Annotated in this window: 18 protein-coding genes; 13 read left to right on the top strand and 5 right to left on the bottom strand. The window is 50.8% G+C overall.

Annotation, left to right across the window (positions count from 1 at the left end; translation table 11 throughout):
• Positions 1 to 24 precede the first annotated feature (24 nt).
• The 4 genes from recN (at position 25) to LQ777_RS14065 (ending at position 3,273) form a co-directional block, all read left to right on the top strand.
• Positions 25 to 1,698, top strand: a complete 1,674-nt coding sequence (recN, locus tag LQ777_RS14050) for a DNA repair protein RecN (RefSeq protein ID WP_232558558.1) — start codon at positions 25 to 27, stop codon at positions 1,696 to 1,698.
• A gap of 63 nt (positions 1,699 to 1,761) precedes the next feature.
• Complete coding sequence (locus tag LQ777_RS14055; RefSeq protein WP_232558559.1) at positions 1,762 to 2,220, top strand: viral A-type inclusion protein; 459 nt, start codon at positions 1,762 to 1,764, stop codon at positions 2,218 to 2,220.
• The gene (locus LQ777_RS14060) at positions 2,159 to 2,854 is read left to right on the top strand and encodes an SCO family protein (RefSeq protein ID WP_232558560.1); all 696 of its coding nucleotides are present in this window, start codon (positions 2,159 to 2,161) and stop codon (positions 2,852 to 2,854) included. Before LQ777_RS14055 ends, LQ777_RS14060 begins: the two co-directional genes overlap by 62 nt.
• A complete protein-coding gene (locus tag LQ777_RS14065; protein ID WP_232558561.1) occupies positions 2,851 to 3,273 on the top strand; it encodes a c-type cytochrome in 423 nt (140 codons plus the stop codon). The genes LQ777_RS14060 and LQ777_RS14065 overlap by 4 nt, the downstream gene beginning before the upstream one ends.
• Positions 3,274 to 3,382: 109 nt before the next feature.
• Here the strand turns inward: LQ777_RS14065 and lptC are convergent, their stop codons facing one another.
• The 3 genes from lptC to LQ777_RS14080 all read right to left on the bottom strand — a co-directional run bounded on the left by lptC (position 3,383) and on the right by LQ777_RS14080 (position 6,057).
• Positions 3,383 to 3,949 (bottom strand): LPS export ABC transporter periplasmic protein LptC, encoded by a 567-nt coding sequence (gene lptC, locus LQ777_RS14070; RefSeq protein ID WP_232558562.1) that lies wholly within the window; start codon positions 3,947 to 3,949, stop codon positions 3,383 to 3,385.
• 64 nt (positions 3,950 to 4,013) lie between these two features.
• Positions 4,014 to 5,330 (bottom strand): BamG family beta-barrel-assembly machinery protein, encoded by a 1,317-nt coding sequence (gene bamG / locus LQ777_RS14075; protein ID WP_232558563.1) that lies wholly within the window; start codon positions 5,328 to 5,330, stop codon positions 4,014 to 4,016.
• Entirely contained in the window at positions 5,287 to 6,057 is a 771-nt protein-coding gene (locus LQ777_RS14080) for a type III pantothenate kinase (RefSeq protein ID WP_232558564.1), read from the bottom strand. Before LQ777_RS14080 ends, bamG begins: the two co-directional genes overlap by 44 nt.
• 595 nt (positions 6,058 to 6,652) lie before the next feature.
• Here LQ777_RS14080 and rho point away from each other — a divergent pair.
• The 3 genes from rho (at position 6,653) to LQ777_RS14095 (ending at position 10,741) form a co-directional block, all read left to right on the top strand.
• On the top strand, positions 6,653 to 8,944 hold the full coding sequence (gene rho, locus LQ777_RS14085) for a transcription termination factor Rho (protein ID WP_232558565.1): 2,292 nt from the start codon (positions 6,653 to 6,655) through the stop codon (positions 8,942 to 8,944).
• Positions 8,945 to 9,074: 130 nt separating this feature from the next.
• The gene (locus LQ777_RS14090) at positions 9,075 to 9,983 is read left to right on the top strand and encodes a sterol desaturase family protein (RefSeq protein WP_232558566.1); all 909 of its coding nucleotides are present in this window, start codon (positions 9,075 to 9,077) and stop codon (positions 9,981 to 9,983) included.
• A 56-nt stretch (positions 9,984 to 10,039) separates the two neighbouring features.
• Positions 10,040 to 10,741: a hypothetical protein gene (locus LQ777_RS14095; protein WP_232558567.1), complete on the top strand. Its 702-nt coding sequence runs from the start codon at positions 10,040 to 10,042 to the stop codon at positions 10,739 to 10,741.
• 33 nt (positions 10,742 to 10,774) lie between these two features.
• Here the strand turns inward: LQ777_RS14095 and LQ777_RS14100 are convergent, their stop codons facing one another.
• Positions 10,775 to 11,086, bottom strand: a complete 312-nt coding sequence (locus tag LQ777_RS14100) for a GNAT family N-acetyltransferase (RefSeq protein WP_232558568.1) — start codon at positions 11,084 to 11,086, stop codon at positions 10,775 to 10,777.
• Between the two features lie 80 nt (positions 11,087 to 11,166).
• Between LQ777_RS14100 and LQ777_RS14105 the strand changes: the two genes are divergently transcribed.
• The 5 genes from LQ777_RS14105 (at position 11,167) to LQ777_RS14125 (ending at position 14,875) form a co-directional block, all read left to right on the top strand.
• The gene (locus LQ777_RS14105; protein ID WP_232558569.1) at positions 11,167 to 12,453 is read left to right on the top strand and encodes a beta propeller repeat protein; all 1,287 of its coding nucleotides are present in this window, start codon (positions 11,167 to 11,169) and stop codon (positions 12,451 to 12,453) included.
• Between the two features lie 50 nt (positions 12,454 to 12,503).
• The gene (locus tag LQ777_RS14110) at positions 12,504 to 13,469 is read left to right on the top strand and encodes a helix-turn-helix transcriptional regulator (protein WP_232558570.1); all 966 of its coding nucleotides are present in this window, start codon (positions 12,504 to 12,506) and stop codon (positions 13,467 to 13,469) included.
• Positions 13,470 to 13,597: 128 nt separating this feature from the next.
• The gene (locus tag LQ777_RS14115) at positions 13,598 to 14,050 is read left to right on the top strand and encodes a GyrI-like domain-containing protein (protein WP_232558571.1); all 453 of its coding nucleotides are present in this window, start codon (positions 13,598 to 13,600) and stop codon (positions 14,048 to 14,050) included.
• Positions 14,051 to 14,075: 25 nt separating this feature from the next.
• Positions 14,076 to 14,495 (top strand): DUF3224 domain-containing protein, encoded by a 420-nt coding sequence (locus LQ777_RS14120; protein ID WP_232558572.1) that lies wholly within the window; start codon positions 14,076 to 14,078, stop codon positions 14,493 to 14,495.
• Positions 14,492 to 14,875 (top strand): VOC family protein, encoded by a 384-nt coding sequence (locus tag LQ777_RS14125; protein ID WP_232558573.1) that lies wholly within the window; start codon positions 14,492 to 14,494, stop codon positions 14,873 to 14,875. The genes LQ777_RS14120 and LQ777_RS14125 overlap by 4 nt, the downstream gene beginning before the upstream one ends.
• A gap of 47 nt (positions 14,876 to 14,922) precedes the next feature.
• Here the strand turns inward: LQ777_RS14125 and LQ777_RS14130 are convergent, their stop codons facing one another.
• Positions 14,923 to 16,131, bottom strand: coding sequence for an acyl-CoA dehydrogenase family protein (locus tag LQ777_RS14130; protein ID WP_232558574.1), 1,209 nt, complete (start codon positions 16,129 to 16,131; stop codon positions 14,923 to 14,925).
• A gap of 209 nt (positions 16,132 to 16,340) precedes the next feature.
• Between LQ777_RS14130 and LQ777_RS14135 the strand changes: the two genes are divergently transcribed.
• A complete protein-coding gene (locus LQ777_RS14135) occupies positions 16,341 to 17,933 on the top strand; it encodes an NAD(P)/FAD-dependent oxidoreductase (RefSeq protein WP_232562853.1) in 1,593 nt (530 codons plus the stop codon).
• Positions 17,934 to 17,983: the final 50 nt, after the last annotated feature.

Genomic DNA, 17,983 nt, shown 5'->3' on the forward strand with positions numbered 1-17,983 from the left:
GTTGTTTAAGTAAGAGCTTCATCTATGCTATCGCATTTACTCATAAAAAATTACGCCCTGATTGATCAACTCGAACTGACGCCCGACCGTGAGCTAAACATCATTACGGGCGAGACGGGTGCGGGTAAGTCGATTATGTTAGGGGCAATCGGCCTGTTATTAGGTAATCGGGCCGATACGCGCGTTTTGTTCAATCCCGAACAGAAATGCATTATCGAAGGCGTATTTGGCGTGTCCGGTTATTTGATTGAACAGATTTTCGACGAAGAAGAATTAGACTTTTCCGATACCTGCATTGTTCGGCGGGAAATTAGTGTGAGTGGTAAATCACGGGCTTTCGTCAACGATACGCCTGTCAATCTGGAGACGCTCCGGCGCGTGACCAGCCAGCTGATGGATATTCACTCCCAGCACGATTCGGTTTTGTTGGGTTCGAATGAATATCAACTGGAAATCGTCGATACGTACGCACAGGACGACAACCTGCTTCGGCAATACCGTGTTGACTATCAGGCATACCGGTCTAAAAAGACGATTTACGATCAACTTCAGGCAGAAGCATCGGCCATGCGGAAGGAGTTTGATTACAACAACTTTTTATTTGAAGAATTAGCCAAGGCGCAGCTACTACCTGACGAGCAGGAATCGTTGGAGCAAGAGCTGAACATTCTTGAAAATGCCGAAGAAATCAAAGAGCGGTTGCAGCTCGCGTACGAATATTTAGACAATACCGAACAGTCGGTCATTGACTTTCTAAAAGGCACCGTCAGCAACCTAGCCTACATCAGCAAGCTATCGGACCAGTACGAACAACTGTTACAGCGAGCGCAGAGCAGTCTGATCGAACTGCGGGATCTGGCTGACGAAATCAGTTCGGAGCAGGATAATGTCGATATTGACGACTCCCGCGCCGAAACCATCCGGGAACGACTCAACCTGATTTACCAACTCCAAACCAAGCACCAAGTCAAAGATGTAGCGGCTCTGATTGCGTTACGCGATGAACTAGAGCGGAAGGTCGGTAAGGTGCTTAATCTGGACGATACACTTGCCGAAGCCAAGGCGCAGGCTGATGCGGCCCGTGAGCAGCTACAACTCAGCGGGCAAACGCTGTCGAACGCCCGACAGGTCGTGTTACAGCCTATCGAAAACGAAATTGGTGGTTTGCTCAAAGAGTTAGGCATGCCCAACGCTTCTTTAAACGTTCGATCCGAAGTTAGTAAACCGACGCCGACAGGCATTGACACAATCTCGTTTCTGTTTAGCGCGAACAAGGGCGTCAAACCACAGCAGCTGAAGAACGTAGCTTCCGGTGGCGAGTTCTCCCGATTGATGATGGCGATTAAATACATTCTGGCCAGCAAGCGCTCTTTACCGACAATTGTCTTCGATGAGATTGATACCGGCGTCTCGGGCGAGATCGCGATCAAGATGGGAAATATGATGCGTGATATGGCCCATAGTCACCAGATTATAGCCATTACTCACCTGCACCAGATCGCCGGACAAGGGACTGCACATTACTTCGTGTACAAAGATCATTCGGCCTCCAAAACCGTCAGCCGCATCAAAAAGCTTACCTTTGATGAGCGGGTCAATGAAATTGCTCAGATGATTGGGGGTAACAACCCATCGGCCAGCGCCGTTAAAAACGCCCGCGAGATCTTGAAACAACGAGCTACCGCCACTGTCAAATGATACCCGATGTACGACACAGGAGAACCGTACTTCTGTGTCGTATCTTTTATTTTTTCGTTCTCTATGATTAAACCTATTCGTACCGTTTTCGTATTGTTAGCCTTAGGCGGATTGTTCTGGGCTTGCGGCAAATCAGACGATGAAACCGTCAAAGAAGCAGAAGATGAAGTTTTTGCCATTCATGATGAAGTTATGCCGTTGATTGATGACGTCATGAAACTGCGTAAGCGCGTAAAAGCACGTATCACGACACTCGATAGCACCAAAGCGGCTGGCTCGGCTTCGACCACGCTCCGCATCGACGAAGAACGTGATCAGGCGCAGCGAATTGTCCGAAACCTGTCGGAAGCGGACAGCCTTATGATGAACTGGATGGACCAGTACAAGACGGATACAATCGCCAAGTTGCCCTCAGAAGACGCACTGCGCTATCTGGATGGGCAAAAAGAAAAAATAACTGATGTTAAAGCAAAGATTACGGGTAGCCTTACAGAAGCCGGTCAGTATTTACAGAAAAAATAAGAGCCGGTTTTTGGTAGTAGGTTTATTGGCTGTCGCAGCGGGTTGTAGCACGGGCGATGATAAATTACCGATTCTGGGCCAACGCGAAGCCATTACAAAGACGGTCAATGGTAAGTCTGTTACCGACTCCGTTTACCACACGATTCCCGATTTCAAGTTCGTCAGTCAGTATGGTGATACGGTCACGGCTAAAAACCTGGCCCGAAAAATTTACGTTGCCGATTTTTTCTTTACAACCTGCCCCACGATCTGCCCGAAAATGAAGGTTCAGTTAAAGCGGGTTTACGAGAAATTTAAGGGTAATTCGGATGTAGCCCTCCTGTCGCATACCATCAATCCCGATCACGATTCAGTGGCGGTGCTGAAAGAGTTTGCCGACAATCTTGGTGTAACGGGTAAGCAGTGGCTGTTTGTCACGGGTGATCGGGAAAAGATTTACGACATCGGTCAAAATAGCTACATGGTTACCGCCCAACAGGACTCATCAGCGCCAGGTGGCGTTGTTCACAGCGGTGCGTTTATCTTGGTGGATAAGGACAAACACATTCGGGGAATTTACGACGGCACAACCGAGAAGGGCGTTGACAACTTAATGAACGATATGGACCGGCTGTTGGCCGAGTATAAAAAATGAAACGGCTTTGGGGTTTTACAGTTCTTGCTTGTTTACTTGTCAGTAATATATCCTGCCAGAGCGAAGAAGAAATTAAGCGACAACGGTATATCACGGAAGGGATTCTACTCTACAAAAACTACTGCGCTAACTGCCATCAGAACAAAGGCGAAGGTCTTGCGGCCCTCTACCCGCCTATTGCGAACTCTGATTACCTAGCCAACAAAAACGACGTAATTTGCCTAATCCGCTACGGCCAGCAAGGCCCTATTGTGGTTAACGGAAAGCGGTATAATCGACCAATGCCTGCCCAGCCACAACTTAGCAATCTGGAAGTGGCAGAATTAATGACCTACATCTACAACCAATGGGGCGGAGAAAAGAAAGTAATTGATGTCAAGCAGGTAACCCCCATCCTTGAGCAGTGCAAGAAACCTTAACGGCACGGCGGGCTTACCGCAAAGATTTTGCCCTTATCGCTGATTGATCGCCAGCAAACAGATTCATTGTTGGCAATTAATTAGCGATAAGGGCAACGTTTATGAGTGCTTAGTTAAAACCGGGTCCTCCTTCGACGTTGAAAACGCCGGTTGGCTTACGAATGGAATACTGCGAAAAGTCCTGATTGGCGTCCAGACCTACCCCGTATAATTTTTCGCCGGTAAGCTGGCTGATCACAGCAACTTGCTTGTCGGTGAATACTTTTTTGGTAACGGGGTTCCAGTTCAGCTCCGGGGTAAGCAGTTTTTCCTGCTTTAGTTTATTGATTACAACAACGTGGCCCATTACCGTGTACAAATCCTTTGCTTTGTCGTAACGTCCCGAATCGGAGCGTAGCGTGGTGGCCTCTTCGCCGGTTGGCCCGTAGAATACGATATTTACGGGTTTGGGGTACTTACGGTTGTCGTTTAGGTAGCGGTACTGCTTAGGCGTTGTTAACTTTACTTTTAGCATAGCAGCCTCGCTGTACAGCAGACGGACATCGTTGATTTCTTCGATTGGTCCTTGATACGGTTCAACTTTCTTGGCCTGCTTTGGTTCACCACATGCCAGCAGCAGTAAGCTTCCAACTGCTGGCACGACAATCATTCTTATGAATACGCAAATTCTGTTCATTGGGTAAGCAGTGTGAATGCTACCGAAATAACACCTGATACTGACGGTAAGTTTACAGGTTCGATTAGTCGATAACGGGCTTACGGAACCAGCGGTCCGTTAGCGAGAAACCAAGGGCAATCCGTACGTACTGCTCCCGTACCTGCGTACCTGTTAGCACACCGCGCTGTCCACCAACGAACGATAACGTAATCCGATTGACAAAGTAAGCGCCTACTGGCAGCGATAAGCCCAGGCTACCGTTGATGTCATTGATCTGCGCTCCCTGAATTTCGTAAGGTAGTTTGTTGTACTGGAAGCCAGCCCGATAAGTAATCAGATCGCTGTATTTGTTCGAGGTAGGCTTGGGTGTGTACTCAACACCAGCCGCAACGTTCATTCCATCGACTAATCCACCCGACTGGTTATTGATCGTTTTGTATTTTCCCCACTGCTGAAAACCAACATCAACGCCAATGAGCAACCGGTTTGACCGTTCGATGCTTACGCCGAAATTCATCTGCTGAGGCAGTGTCGTTTTTCCTGTCGCGTTATAACGCAATGTATCGGCTGTGCCCAGGTCTGCACCGGCGAGCGTAGTCTGCTGATAAATGTTTGTTTCGCTTCCCTTAACCCGTGTGGTGGGATCATAGGTTGCACCCAGATTAAGCGTCCATTCATTACTCAGCTTAGGCCGCCAGGCAGCACCCAATTTCCAGACGACATCGCTGTAATTGGCCCGGCTCAACCGATTGACACGCGTATCCGGCGAACCAACACCTAGTTGATTGACAATGATCCGCGCATCCGACGAGTTGGTAACGTTTCCAAACAAAAAGGCGGCCTCAGCACCTACGAATATATTTTTAAATAACCGGTAACCAGTGGCAAACGCACCTTTGTTTAGACCGCCACGGCCACTGTAATTATATTCTACGACTGACGAATTACCAGGCAACACGTTATACTGCGTGAGTGAGTAATTGACGTACGTATAAGGGCGAAGGCTCAATGACATACTCCACCGGGAGCTAGCCGGAAAGGCCAGCGCCAGATACCCCAGGTTTCCGCCAAAATTCCGCTGAACCTGCGTCTGGTTACTGACGTTCTGACTGAGTGTTCGTGACTCACCCAGCAAGCCAACTTCAAAAACAGTATACGGCGGACGGCTTCCCAGCAACGCGGGATTCTGTAAATTCAAATAAAATGGACTGGAGTTGCTGATGCCGATTCCCCCCATGCCTATATTAGTGACGTTGCCCGTTGGGTAAAGTTCGCCAATACCCAGTGCTGAATAGGGTGAGCTTCCTAATCCTTGTGCCAGTACAACCGGCGACGTCGCGGCAGTGGCCAGCAAACTAGCAAATAGTACCCGGCTTATCCGCGTGTAAATTCTCAACATTATAGCGTAAAATTCGATTCAATCCTACCAGCACCAGTTCCGGCGCTGCAAATATCGGCTGTTTCAGACGACTTTCAAAAACCGGAGCGTCGCCACCACACAGTAAAACAACCAGATCGGGGCGATCCCGGCGGTACGTTTCTATGATACCGTTCATTTCGAACGCCATCCCATTTACGACGCCACTCTGCATAGCCTGCCGGGTGTTTTTGGCCGTTACGTCCGGCCAGTCCGTTGGCACATCCACGAGCGGGAGTCGCGCCGTTTGTTCGTGCATTGCCCGAAAACGCATCTGTAGACCCGGCGAAATAAGTCCTCCTCTAAAAACAGCGTCCCGGTCAACCAGATCAGCGGTCAGGCAGGTACCCAGATCAAACACCAGACAATCCTGCCCCGGAAATAAGCTTGAAGCGCCTACCGCAGCCGCCACCCGATCCGTCCCAAGCGTAGTAGGCGTATCATAATCTTTGCGCACAGGTACGGGCGTTTGTCCGTCCAATACCCAGACCGTATCGCTTACAGCTTGCAATAGGGTTCGTATCGCTTCGGCCGAGCGACTTGTCGATGACGCTAGTACCTGCTCAGGGTGTTTATAGGCCTCGCCTTTTTTATCCCAATCGGCTAAGAATACGTCGACAGACTCATAACGACCTGTTTCAACCAGCAGGGAGTCGCGAAACCAGGCGGTTTTCAAACTTGAATTCCCCCAATCAATAACCAGATTCATGCGTACAGATTCGTTGACCAGCTTCCGCACTACTATTGCACCCGAAAGGTAACGACAGTTTAGGGTGTAAACAGTGTCAAACGTTGTTGTTTTAAGGATTTTTAACGACTCTGACTGACCGTTGTCACGTAAAGAATCTCAAAATTACGGATAATTGGCAAAGCTTTTTATCGTTTCTGGAATAGATCGCAGAAACATTATTTGCGTATAGGGTGTTATCTTGACAAAACCGGATTAATACATTACCTTTGTCTTCATCAAGCCTGTTGGCAGGTAGTATCCTTCCTAGCAGCAATTCATAGCTGCGACGGATTTCCGGTTTTCCGACCATTTTGTTAACCACCGTATCTGGCCCCACCAGGTTCTCGTGTTTGGATCAAACAAACTACGTCCTAGTTATTTTATTTGACTTGTTTTCATTGCGTACGTATTCTGAACTTTCCAGGTTAGTTTAGTTTGGCTATCGGCGAGCGTTTTCGCTATCGTATAGTAGTCACAGACAGCCGCCCTGATAACTCCCCCCGGCACTCGATCAACTCCATTTTTCACTATTCCCGTACGAACGGCTTTTAAAGGTTTATTGAACCTGCACCCTATGTTTAAGAAAGAAGAATTAGATAAGAAGCTTCTCTCGGAGCTTCAGCCCATTGCCGAGCAGTTTGGCATTCGTAACATTGCCAAATACACCAAAGAGAAACTCGTTTACGAAATTATAAAACAACAGTCGGAACGCCCAGGCCCGGAAGGAACTGAAGAAACGGCTCCGGCTGAAGAAGCACCACGGCGCGGTCGGCGGACAAAAGCCGCCACGACGCCCGTAGAGACACCAAAAACCGATCAGCCGGAAACGGCTCCTACTGCTGAGACACCAGCCAGCACACGCACTCGCCAGCGCGTACGGCGCGATGTTGATGCCGCTGACATTCCAGCGCCAACGCCCGAAGATGGCATGACGGCAGCGGTTGATACAACGGCTATCGAGACGACACCAGGAACATTTCCGACTGATACACAGCCCTTAGACCAGTCGCCGGAAAGCATTCCTGCCGAGGCAGCGGCTCCGGTAACTACGGACGCCGAGCCAACGGAACAACCCGTTCGTAACCAGAACGAAAACGGACGTGACCGCAACAACGGTAACCCAGCAGCACGCTCAACGGAACCAGGCCAGCGAAACGATCGAAATAACGGTGCAAATGGCCGCTCTGACCTCAACCGGCAACGGAATCAACGGCCCGATGGAGCGCCATCCGGTCAAGGTCAGCGGGACACGGGCAACCGCCCACGTCTAGACAGTCAACGGGATGCCGGAACGACCGAGCGGAACCCACGCGAAACAGCAACCCCGGATCGTGGCTCGCGAGACGCAGCAACACCAGAGCGCGGACAACGCGATAACAATTCAAACCGGCGGGATTTCAACCAGCGCGACAACGGATCAAACGATCGCGGCAATCGTGACCAACGCGCTCGCAATCAACGGGTAGTAGCTGACGAAACAGCCTTGAATTTCAACGGCCACACGGAGGATGAATTCTTGACGCCAACGGTTGTCTCGGACGATAACATCGCAAACATGCAACCCACGGCTGCATCGGAAGCAACCGTTACGGAAACAGCCCCACAATCGCCCGAAACGGCGGTCGAAGCGCAACAACCCGGTCAGCCTCAGACGCAACAGCAGCAACCTCAGGTTCAGGCGGCTTCGCGGGAAGCCCAGGAATACCAGAACCGGATTCGTCGCCAGTACAATCAGCACATCCGGGAATTCGACGGTATCATTGATAACGAAGGAGTTCTGGAAATCATGCAGGATGGTGGCTACGGGTTCCTGCGTTCAGCCGATTATAACTACCTGGCTAGCCCCGATGATATTTACGTATCCCCTTCGCAGATTAAGCTGTTTGGCCTGAAAACAGGCGATACCGTTCGCGGAGCAATTCGTCCACCGAAAGAAGGCGAAAAATACTTTGCGTTGCTTCGGGTATCGACCGTAAATGGTAAAACAACCGAGGAAATCCGCGACCGGATCCCGTTCGAATACCTAACTCCTTTATTCCCGGACGAACAGCTCCATCTGAGCAACCGCCCTGAAAACTACTCATCGCGCGTACTCGATTTGTTTGCGCCTATTGGTAAAGGACAGCGCGGTATGATAGTGGCACAGCCTAAAACGGGTAAAACGGTGCTGCTCAAAGAGATTGCGAACGCCATCACGAAGAACCACCCGGAGGTGTATCTGATCGTGCTGCTGATCGACGAACGTCCCGAAGAGGTAACCGACATGGCGCGTAGCGTCAACGCAGAAGTTATTTCGTCGACGTTTGATGAGCAGGCGGATCGGCACGTTAAAGTATCGAGCATGGTACTTGAGAAAGCTAAACGCATGGTTGAATGTGGTCATGACGTAGTTATTCTGCTCGATTCCATCACTCGTCTGGCTCGTGCGTATAACACAGTCGTTCCTTCCTCGGGTAAAATCCTGTCCGGTGGTGTTGACGCCAACGCACTGCACCGTCCGAAACGCTTCTTTGGAGCGGCCCGTAACGTAGAAAATGGGGGTTCGCTAACGATTATCGCGACAGCGCTCATTGATACGGGCTCGAAGATGGACGAAGTAATTTTCGAGGAATTTAAGGGCACGGGTAACATGGAACTCCAGCTCGACCGCAAGCTTGCCAACAAGCGCGTTTACCCAGCGGTTGACGTACTGGCGTCGGGTACCCGCCGGGAGGATCTTCTGCTGGACAAAGAAACGCTACAGCGCGTCTGGATTCTGCGTAAACACATGGCCGACATGAACCCAATGGAAACAATGGACTTCCTGCTCGAGCGGATGAAAGGCACGCGCACCAACGAAGAATTCCTTATCTCGATGAACCGGTAAGCGGTTTATCACGAAATGCAGAGGCCCAATGCATAAAAGAGAATTCTCTTTTAGGCATTGGGCCTCTGCTATTTATGCCAGTTGACAACGTCCAGACGGGTCGTTAACTTGCACAAAATCCACAGTACCAATGAAAGACCTTATTCAATTAGCGATTCCGGGTTTTGTGCTTCTTTTGGTTGCGGAAGTCGTTGTTACGGCCATTCAGCAAAAGGATTACTACGAACTAAAAGATACGAGCAGCAGCCTGGCAATGGGCATCGGGAACGTGATCGTCGGCTTCGTCGGAAAAGTAATTGTCTTTGGGGCCTATTCGCTGGTTTATCAGTTTCGGCTGTTCACGTTTGATATGACCCAGTGGTGGTCGTGGGCAATTCTGTTTTTTGCCGACGATTTGAGCTATTACTGGTTTCACCGGATCAGCCACAGCAGCCGTTATTTCTGGGCATCGCACGTGGTCCATCACTCGTCGATGAAATACAATCTGGGTACAGCTTTACGGCAAACCTGGACGGGAACGCTCAGCGGCTCCTTTCTTTTCTGGATTTGGCTGCCACTCATTGGTTTTTCGCCGGTGGCCGTGATGACCATGCAGTCGATTAGTCTGCTGTATCAATTCTGGATTCACACTGAACACATCAATAAGCTCCCGGCTCCGATTGAGTTTATCTTTAACACGCCGTCCCACCACCGGGTGCATCACGGCTCGGATTTGGCTTACCTTGACAAGAACCATGCGGGCATTCTCATCATCTGGGATCGTCTGTTCGGTACTTTCGAGCCAGAAAAAGATCGGCCAACCTATGGTCTGACAAAAAACGTCGGCTCGCATAATCCGGTGCGGATTGCCTTTCACGAATGGATTGAGATCGGTCAGGACCTGCGCCGGGCCGGTTCGTTCGGAAACGCGCTGGGTTATCTTTTTGGACCGCCGGGATGGAGTCACGACGGGTCGCGTAAAACCACAAAGCAGTTACGAGCTGAACAGCGAGAGTCTCAGCAACCTTCACAAAATCAACATATTGAGCTAAACGCTTAGTAAACATTAAGGGGTTGACATAACCACAGCATTCGTTTTTGGGTTAGGTGAGCGTTATGTTTGCTACGTTACTACTTGCCTACTCCCTACTTCGTTTACCCGCTGATTCACTGGCACCGACTGATTCAGCGAAATTGCTACGACCATTAACCAAGATCGCTTACAACCTAGATTTTCGAAATTCGTTTCTAGACCGGCAACCCGTCAACGTTTGGGGTATTAACGCCGGCATTGAGTTTGGGCAGAAACGCCATCAGCTTACGTTAGGCTATTACTGGTTAAGTTACGCTACTTACCTCCGGCTTATTAACTGGCGTCGGGATGCCGCCCAGCGGATTAACCTTGATTATTACACACGAACCGATATGTGGTTCGTCAGTCTGCTGTACTGGTGGAATGTAACGAACAACCGGCGGTGGATGATCAGCGTACCCGCCGAGATAGGTGGCGGTATTGCTTACGCGCTTCCGCTGGACCTTCGCCAGAACGTTCAGATTGACCGTACCAAGCGTGATTTTTTTGTTCCGATCCAAGCGGGTGCCTACGCTCAGTGGAAAGCCACACGCTGGGTAGGCCTAAGCGTACAGTTCGGCTACCGGTTTTCCGTCTTCCAAACCGCGATCAACCAGAATTTTAACGGAGCGTATTACAGCTTCGGTGTAACGGTCTACCCCGCGTTATTTTTGGATGTATGGAAAGCAGTCACTAAAAAAGCGCATATTTCTCCCACACATCCCCCCCGATTCGACACCCAGTAACGTTTGGCCTAGAGTGCCCCCTAACGTACGCGCTTAGAAATCGCTGGTATTATAGGCTGTCGACACCACCCGATTCCAGTCAGGATGCCGCTTCAGATAAGCCGCTACGAACGGGCAAAGGGGTACGATTTTAAGGTTGTGCTGCTCCGCATAAGCGAGTACACCCTCAACCAGATGCGACCCAACGCCCTTTCCTTCCAGACTCGGATCCACTTCGGTGTGGGTAAGCGCCAGTGTTTCGTCGTCAACGTTCTGGTAAACCACAATAGATAGTTTTCCGTCCGTTTCCATCTCAAAACGGTGACGATGGTGATTATCGCGAATAGCAGCGTCGGTAAGATTCATAATTGGTTTATTTATTCACAAATTTAGCGTATACCTATTTACTGAATAAGCGGCCTACTTGTTTAATCGCCGACCTCAGTATGGACCTTACATCAAGTTACCGTTCTCTGTTCGAGAAACCTAGCCTAAGTTCACTGACGCAACTTTACCAGTTTGGCCTTGGTGTCTATCATGCCGACAAATGGCGAGAATTATCTTCCTACTTGCGCTGGGAAGTCAAACACAAGCTCGGCTTATTTCCTAAAAGTGGTTACCTGCGTTTTACAAACGATAGGCCGCTTCGGTTAGATGCCGACTCCGGCTCTCCTGAAACGCTCCCCGTTCATATACCGGTTCGTCTTGAGAAAGCAGCGTTACCGTGGCAACTACTGATAACCAACTCCCGTAGCCAACAATGGGGTTATCTGTTCGGCGATGAGCATAGTCTTTACAGCAGCTTCGACGGTGGCAAGACGGCAACCTGCCGATATCGGTTCCCCAATCCGATTCAGTCACTTTTTGTATCCAGTGCCGGCTACGTGTTTGTCTGCTCCCACGGAGATCTGATGTGCAGCACGGACCAGGGCCATTCGTTTGCCACCGTACTCACGCTGGCGAGTACCAGCAGCTATTTCCTGCCCAACAACGGCATGACCGAACTACCCGATGGTCGCTTGGTTCTCGGCGAATACGGTGTCGTTCGTCAGCAAAATGCCTGGCAGAATCTGGCGTATGTGTACTACTCCACCAATCAGGGAGCCAGTTGGCAACGTTCCGATTTTCTGATCCGCGACGGCGTCAACAAACACGTTCATCTGGTAAAATACAGTGTGTATTTGAACAGCCTGTTTCTGACGGATGGCGATAACAAAAAACAAGTATGGCAAAACCGAACGCTCTCGCAGCTCGATCAGCCTGCTCACGCGAACGGACACGGCTGGCATCGGCTGAATCAGAGTCACTACCAAACGGGCGGCTATCTGTCAATGGCAGAACTTAACGGCAACGTATTCTTTGGGTCTGATTACCTGGGAGGCACCAATTTTATCGTCTCCACGACCGATGGTTACCGATTTGACAAGCAGATCATTCCTGACCCGTATCGCCGGAGTCCGGTCATGAACATGCTGACGCGTCGGGCGGAGGCCGGTAAAACGGAATTATGGGCTGTTCTGCACAATAGCATTTCATCTTCTACGCGGTCGCTGCTGATGTTTTCGACCGATGAAGGGAAAACGTGGACGCGAGTGATCGATTACGACGGAACCCAGCACGAGATAAAACTCGTAAATGCGTCCCCAAAACTCGTTGATAACGTTTACTTCGCCCTTATTTCCCGACAGCAAAATCAATTTGAGCAAGCAGTTTTCTGCGTATCAGCGGTCTGAATCTAAGCCAGCGGCTTTGTTTTTAGGCAGATTCTACGTTTGTTCGCTGTATGAATCGTCTCGACCGTCTAACCGCAATTCTGATTCACTTACAAACTAAACGGGTGGTACGCGCGCAGGAATTGGCCGACCGTTTTGGCATTAGTCTGCGTACCGTTTACCGCGACGTTCGGTCACTGGAAGAAGCGGGTGTTCCAATCGGGGCCGAAGCCGGTGTCGGTTATTTTCTGACAGACTATCACCTGCCGCCCGTTATGTTCACCAACGCCGAAGCCAGTTCGCTGCTTCTGGCCGCCAAGCTGATCGAAAAATGGACGGATCAATCGGTACGAACCGAGTTTGATTCGGCCCTATTCAAGATAAAATCAGTCCTAAAGCGTCCCGATCAGGAGCATCTCGACGACCTGGCTCCCAATGTCGATGTGTCGAAGCCATCGGCGCGTCCACCGTATGCGGACGGGCTACTTTCCACCATCCAGCAGGCAATCGCCCGGCACCACGTGCTTGATCTGCATTATCATTCACTGTACAACGATACCGAAACAAAGCGCGAAGTAGAACCGGTTGGCTTGTATCACTACAGTTTGACGTGGCATCTGATTGGCTTTTGTCGCATACGGCAGGATTACCGCGATTTTCGCCTTGACCGGATTCGATCCATGACGGATACCGGCCAGCGTTTTGCGCGTCACGAACGATTGTCGTTGCAGGAGTACATCCAGCGGGAACGTAGTGGCTGCGATATGCCGGTCATTAACGTTACGCTTGTATTCCCCAAATCCGTGGCCCGCTTTATCCATGAGTCGAAGTATACGTGGGGCTTTGACGCCGAGGAAGATCTGGGCAAATACGTCCGGATTCACCTCAATACGCCCTATCTGGAAGGGCTGGCCCGCTGGCTCCTTACCTTTGGAACGACTATTACAATCGAGCAGCCCGACTCGCTGCTGACACTGATGCATACGCTCGCCGAAGAAGTCAGAGACCATTATGCTGCGCAAGCTGTACTGACGTAACCTACAGCCGTTCAGTGCTGACACTTCCTTTTTAGCCATCAGCAAGATAGTGCTGCGCTTCTGAATCCTACTGACATACGGCTGTCACCGGGGGTTGTTTTCTTTGCTTCGTCAACAAACAAACGGCTATGCAAACGAAACAAGCGCCCCCGATGACTACGCTGTGTTATACCACAAACACCACACTAAAGGAGCTTCATCAGTTTTGGAATGTTACGGCGCAGGGTATATACCGAGAAGCAAACCGGCTCGGCCTCGACATTATGGGGCCGGTATACTGGTCCTACTACGGTGTCGATGGCAATCCCGATACGGTGTTCAGGCTGGAAATTTCCTTACCGGTCAGCAAAGCAACCGGACAGCCTGACGGATTTTCTTTTAAGCGTAGGGAACCGTTTCATTGCCTGGCTGCGCTGCATGTAGGCCCGTGGGAGAATCTTCCCGAAACATACCAACGTCTAATGCCCACCGTTTTCGAACAGGGCAACCAGCCTAACGGCATTTGTCGGGAAGTGTACCTGAACATGAATCTGGAACAGCCGCACTACAACGTCACGGAAGTACAGATTGGCCTTGCGTAAATCACCCAATGAACTTGACCGATCCATGAAAGCAACCGCACAGCGCACCTATCAATCCCGGAAAGAAGAATCGTACGATGAACTGGCAGGAGCGCCTACACTTACGCAAACCTGGGTACGAAACCGGTTCGAGGGCGATATCGAAGGCGAAAGCTGGGAAGAATACCTTGTGATGTACCGCACTGATAATTCGTACGCCTTTGTGCTGCTGGAACGCGTTATCGGGAAGCTCGGCAATCGGTCAGGGAGTTTCGTCGTTCAGGGCAGAGGCACATCCGAAAACGGCACGGTCCGGGCGGAACTGACAATTCTGCCCGGCAGCGGTACGGGCGACTTGGCTGGATTACGAGGACACGGTTACCTAATCACGCCCTCTGGACAATCGTCAACGGTTACGTTTGATTACGATCTTGATTCCCCTGCTGCTAAACAACAAGTACGATGAAACTGAACGCTGGCATCATTACCGACAAGCTCCCAGAAACTAAACAGTTCTACTGTAACATACTCCATTTCGGCGTTACGTTCGAAAATGAATTCTACGTATTACTGCACACACCGAACCGGCAAGCAGAACTTGCCTTTCTGTTACCAGACCATCCTTCCCAGCAAGATCTGTTTAAGCCTTCTTTCGGCGGGAAAGGCGTTTTCCTAACCCTTGAACTGGATGACGTTGACGCAGAATACAAGCGATTGAAAGACTTAGGTATTCCTCTGGCGATCGATCTGCGCGACGAACCCTGGGGCGACCGCCACTTTGCTATCGTTGACCCAAACGGTGTTGGCATTGACCTCGTCACCTACGCACCACCGAGCAAAGCCTAATGACGTTTGCGCCAACAGCCGTCTGGCCGTTGGCGCAAACAATCCGGTTATTTATACGCCGGAATACCTGTGATCTCCGCCCCCAATATCAACAAGTGAATATCGTGCGTACCTTCGTATGTACTGACGGATTCAAGGTTCATCAGGTGACGCATAATCGGGTAGTCGCCGGAAATGCCCATCGCTCCCAGAATCTGGCGGGCATCACGCGCTACGCGCAGGGCAATTTCAATATTGTTACGCTTTGCCAGCGAAATCTGAGCATTGGTCGCCCGGTCTTCGTTCTTAAGCATACCTAGTCGCCAGCAGAGCAATTGCGCCTGGGTAATGGCCGTCAGCATTTCGGCCAACTTTTTTTGCACCAACTGAAAGCTAGCAATCGGCTTGTTGAACTGCGTTCGGTCAAGGGCGTACCGACGAGCCACTTCGTAGCACTCCATAGCCGCTCCAAGCGCTCCCCAGGCAATGCCGTAACGAGCCTGATCCAGGCACCGTATCGCACTTTTTAGCCCAAACGCTTCCGGCAATAAATTCTCTTTTGGCACCTTTACGTCCTGGAAAATCAACTCACCGGTACTGCTGGCCCGAAGCGACCATTTGTTACCTATTTCGTTTGTGGAGAACCCTTCCATACCACGCTCTACGATCAGCGCCCGAACCTTTCCCTGTTCGTTTTTGGCCCAAACAATCGCTATGTCCGCAAAAGGCGCGTTGGTGATCCATAGCTTAGAACCACTTAGCAGGTAATAATCGCTTCGCTCGATAAAATTCGTTTCCATACTACCCGGATCCGAACCGTGGTTCGCTTCAGTCAGGCCAAAGCAGCCAAGCATTTCTCCCTTGGCTAGTCCAGGCAGGTATTTTTGTTTCTGTTCCTCCGAGCCAAACGTGTAGATCGGATACATCACCAGCGAATTCTGGACCGACACGCACGAGCGCATGCCCGAATCGCCCCGCTCGATCTCCTGCAACATCAAGCCATACGAAATCTGATCCAGGCCACCGCCCCCAAATTCCGTCGGGATTGTGGCTCCGAACGCGCCGATCTTACCAAATTTCTGAACCAGCTGAGCCGGAAATTCAGCCCGTTGCGCATAGTCTTCGATGATCGGCGTAATCTCACGCTTTACAAAATCGCGTACTGCCGAACGTACCAGCTTGTGTTCGGCCATCAGAAGATCGTCAAGGCAGTAAAAGTCAGGTGACTCAAACGGATCTACCTTATTTCGGGGAGGGGTGGTGGTTATTGGCTGCATACTGCAACAACTCAAAAAACTACCGCTTGTTGGCATGCTTAGCGTTTTTTGCCAATTTATCAGCGATAGAAAAACAGGCGTGTAAACAGAGTAAAGTAACCGCTTCCGTAGAACGAACCCAAAGGTAAACCTGCCTGTTACATAACCAGGAAGCAATTTCCCTTATTTTTGTGAACCATCTGCCGGATAAAAACCGGCCTTACGAATTCATGATTCACCAACTTTCTATTACTTTATCACCGGAACACGCCTACGACGATGCCGCTTTTCGGGAGCAGGTGCTGCGCTCGTTAAAGATTTCTACCGATAGCTCGGCAGTTGTTCGCAAACGGCGGCAGTCGATTGATGCGCGTGGACGGCAAATCCGCATTCACGTCGATACGGACGTGTTCGTTAGTGAAACCCCGCCCCCACTCATCGGCTACAAAAAGCCGAAAGTAGATGTCAGCAGCGCTCCACAGGCTATTGTAGTTGGCGCGGGACCGGCGGGTCTGTTTGCCGCTTTACGTCTGGTTGAACTGGGTATCAAACCTATTGTCCTAGAACGCGGCAGCGACGTTCGCACCCGCCGACGTGATTTAGCGGCCATCAATAAAAACCATATCGTTAACCCAGAGTCGAACTACTGCTTTGGCGAAGGCGGAGCAGGTACGTATTCAGACGGTAAATTATATACTCGTTCCACCAAACGGGGTGATGTCCGTCGCATCCTGGAAATTTTTGTGGCCCACGGAGCCACCGAAGAAATTCTGGTGGATGCACACCCGCATATTGGTACCAACAAACTTCCCAACGTAGTCGCCGATCTTCGGCAAAGCATCCTCAACGCCGGTGGTGAAGTTCGCTTCGACACGAAAGTTACCGACCTTATTCTGGAGAAAGGTGAGCTGAAAGGCGTCGTTACGGCAACGGGAGAAGCCTTAACCGGCATCGGAGTTATTCTGGCTACCGGGCACTCCGCACGCGACATTTTCTACCTGCTGCAAGACCGGAATGTCCTGATTGAGGCAAAGCCGTTTGCAATGGGCGTTCGCATTGAGCATCAGCAAAGTCTGATTGATCAGTTTCAGTACCACCGACCCGACCGGGGCGACTACTTACCCGCAGCCTCGTACAGTTTGGTAACACAAACCCGTTTCAATGGGGTAGATCGGGGTGTTTTTTCGTTTTGTATGTGTCCGGGTGGATTTATTGTGCCAGCGGCTACGGCTCCAGGCGAGTTGGTCGTTAACGGGATGTCGCCATCGCGCCGGGATTCTAAGTACGCCAATTCAGGGCTGGTCGTTGCGATTACGGATCAGGACCTGAAACCTTATGCCGACGAAGGCCCACTGGCCGGGCTGGCTTTGCAGCAGGATTTGGAACGATGGGCGTGTCGAATGGGTAGCAAGGACAGTAGCCAGCCGTCACAGGTTGCTCCTGCCCAGCGCGTGGCCGATTTTGTGGATGGACGCGTGTCAACAGACCTGCTACCCACGTCGTATCAGCCGGGCCTGACCTCGGTAGATATGGCAGCGGTATTGCCCGACCATATTGCGCAGCCCCTGCGTCAGGGATTACGTGATTTTGGCCGCAAAATGCAAGGTTATCTGAGTAACAACGGTCAGGTAATCGGTGTTGAAAGTCGTACTTCGTCGCCGGTACGGATTCCGCGTGACCGCGATACCTGTGAACACGTAGGGGTTCGGCGGTTGTTTCCCTGTGGCGAAGGGGCTGGTTACGCGGGTGGTATTGTTTCAGCGGCTATGGATGGCGAACGCTGCGCCGAGCAGCTTGTACACTTATATAAAACGAGTTTATAGCGTATCGTTCGTGAGTTATCGTGGTTGACGCCCCGCGTATAACCCACAGA

Origin of the sequence: Spirosoma oryzicola (genome assembly GCF_021233055.1) — a bacterium.
Taxonomy (GTDB): domain Bacteria; phylum Bacteroidota; class Bacteroidia; order Cytophagales; family Spirosomataceae; genus Spirosoma; species Spirosoma oryzicola.

Coding starts and splice junctions, on each gene's coding strand:
- LQ777_RS14090 (WP_232558566.1), top strand. CDS start 9,075: ATGAAAGACCTTATTCAATTAGCGATTCCGGGTTTTGTGCTTCTTTTG.
- LQ777_RS14110 (WP_232558570.1), top strand. CDS start 12,504: ATGAATCGTCTCGACCGTCTAACCGCAATTCTGATTCACTTACAAACT.
- LQ777_RS14055 (WP_232558559.1), top strand. CDS start 1,762: ATGATTAAACCTATTCGTACCGTTTTCGTATTGTTAGCCTTAGGCGGA.
- recN (WP_232558558.1), top strand. CDS start 25: ATGCTATCGCATTTACTCATAAAAAATTACGCCCTGATTGATCAACTC.
- lptC (WP_232558562.1), bottom strand. CDS start 3,949: ATGAACAGAATTTGCGTATTCATAAGAATGATTGTCGTGCCAGCAGTT.
- LQ777_RS14115 (WP_232558571.1), top strand. CDS start 13,598: ATGCAAACGAAACAAGCGCCCCCGATGACTACGCTGTGTTATACCACA.
- LQ777_RS14135 (WP_232562853.1), top strand. CDS start 16,341: ATGATTCACCAACTTTCTATTACTTTATCACCGGAACACGCCTACGAC.
- bamG (WP_232558563.1), bottom strand. CDS start 5,330: ATGTTGAGAATTTACACGCGGATAAGCCGGGTACTATTTGCTAGTTTG.
- LQ777_RS14125 (WP_232558573.1), top strand. CDS start 14,492: ATGAAACTGAACGCTGGCATCATTACCGACAAGCTCCCAGAAACTAAA.
- LQ777_RS14095 (WP_232558567.1), top strand. CDS start 10,040: ATGTTTGCTACGTTACTACTTGCCTACTCCCTACTTCGTTTACCCGCT.
- LQ777_RS14105 (WP_232558569.1), top strand. CDS start 11,167: ATGGACCTTACATCAAGTTACCGTTCTCTGTTCGAGAAACCTAGCCTA.
- LQ777_RS14100 (WP_232558568.1), bottom strand. CDS start 11,086: ATGAATCTTACCGACGCTGCTATTCGCGATAATCACCATCGTCACCGT.
- LQ777_RS14065 (WP_232558561.1), top strand. CDS start 2,851: ATGAAACGGCTTTGGGGTTTTACAGTTCTTGCTTGTTTACTTGTCAGT.
- LQ777_RS14060 (WP_232558560.1), top strand. CDS start 2,159: ATGTTAAAGCAAAGATTACGGGTAGCCTTACAGAAGCCGGTCAGTATT.
- LQ777_RS14120 (WP_232558572.1), top strand. CDS start 14,076: ATGAAAGCAACCGCACAGCGCACCTATCAATCCCGGAAAGAAGAATCG.
- rho (WP_232558565.1), top strand. CDS start 6,653: ATGTTTAAGAAAGAAGAATTAGATAAGAAGCTTCTCTCGGAGCTTCAG.
- LQ777_RS14080 (WP_232558564.1), bottom strand. CDS start 6,057: ATGAATCTGGTTATTGATTGGGGGAATTCAAGTTTGAAAACCGCCTGG.
- LQ777_RS14130 (WP_232558574.1), bottom strand. CDS start 16,131: ATGCAGCCAATAACCACCACCCCTCCCCGAAATAAGGTAGATCCGTTT.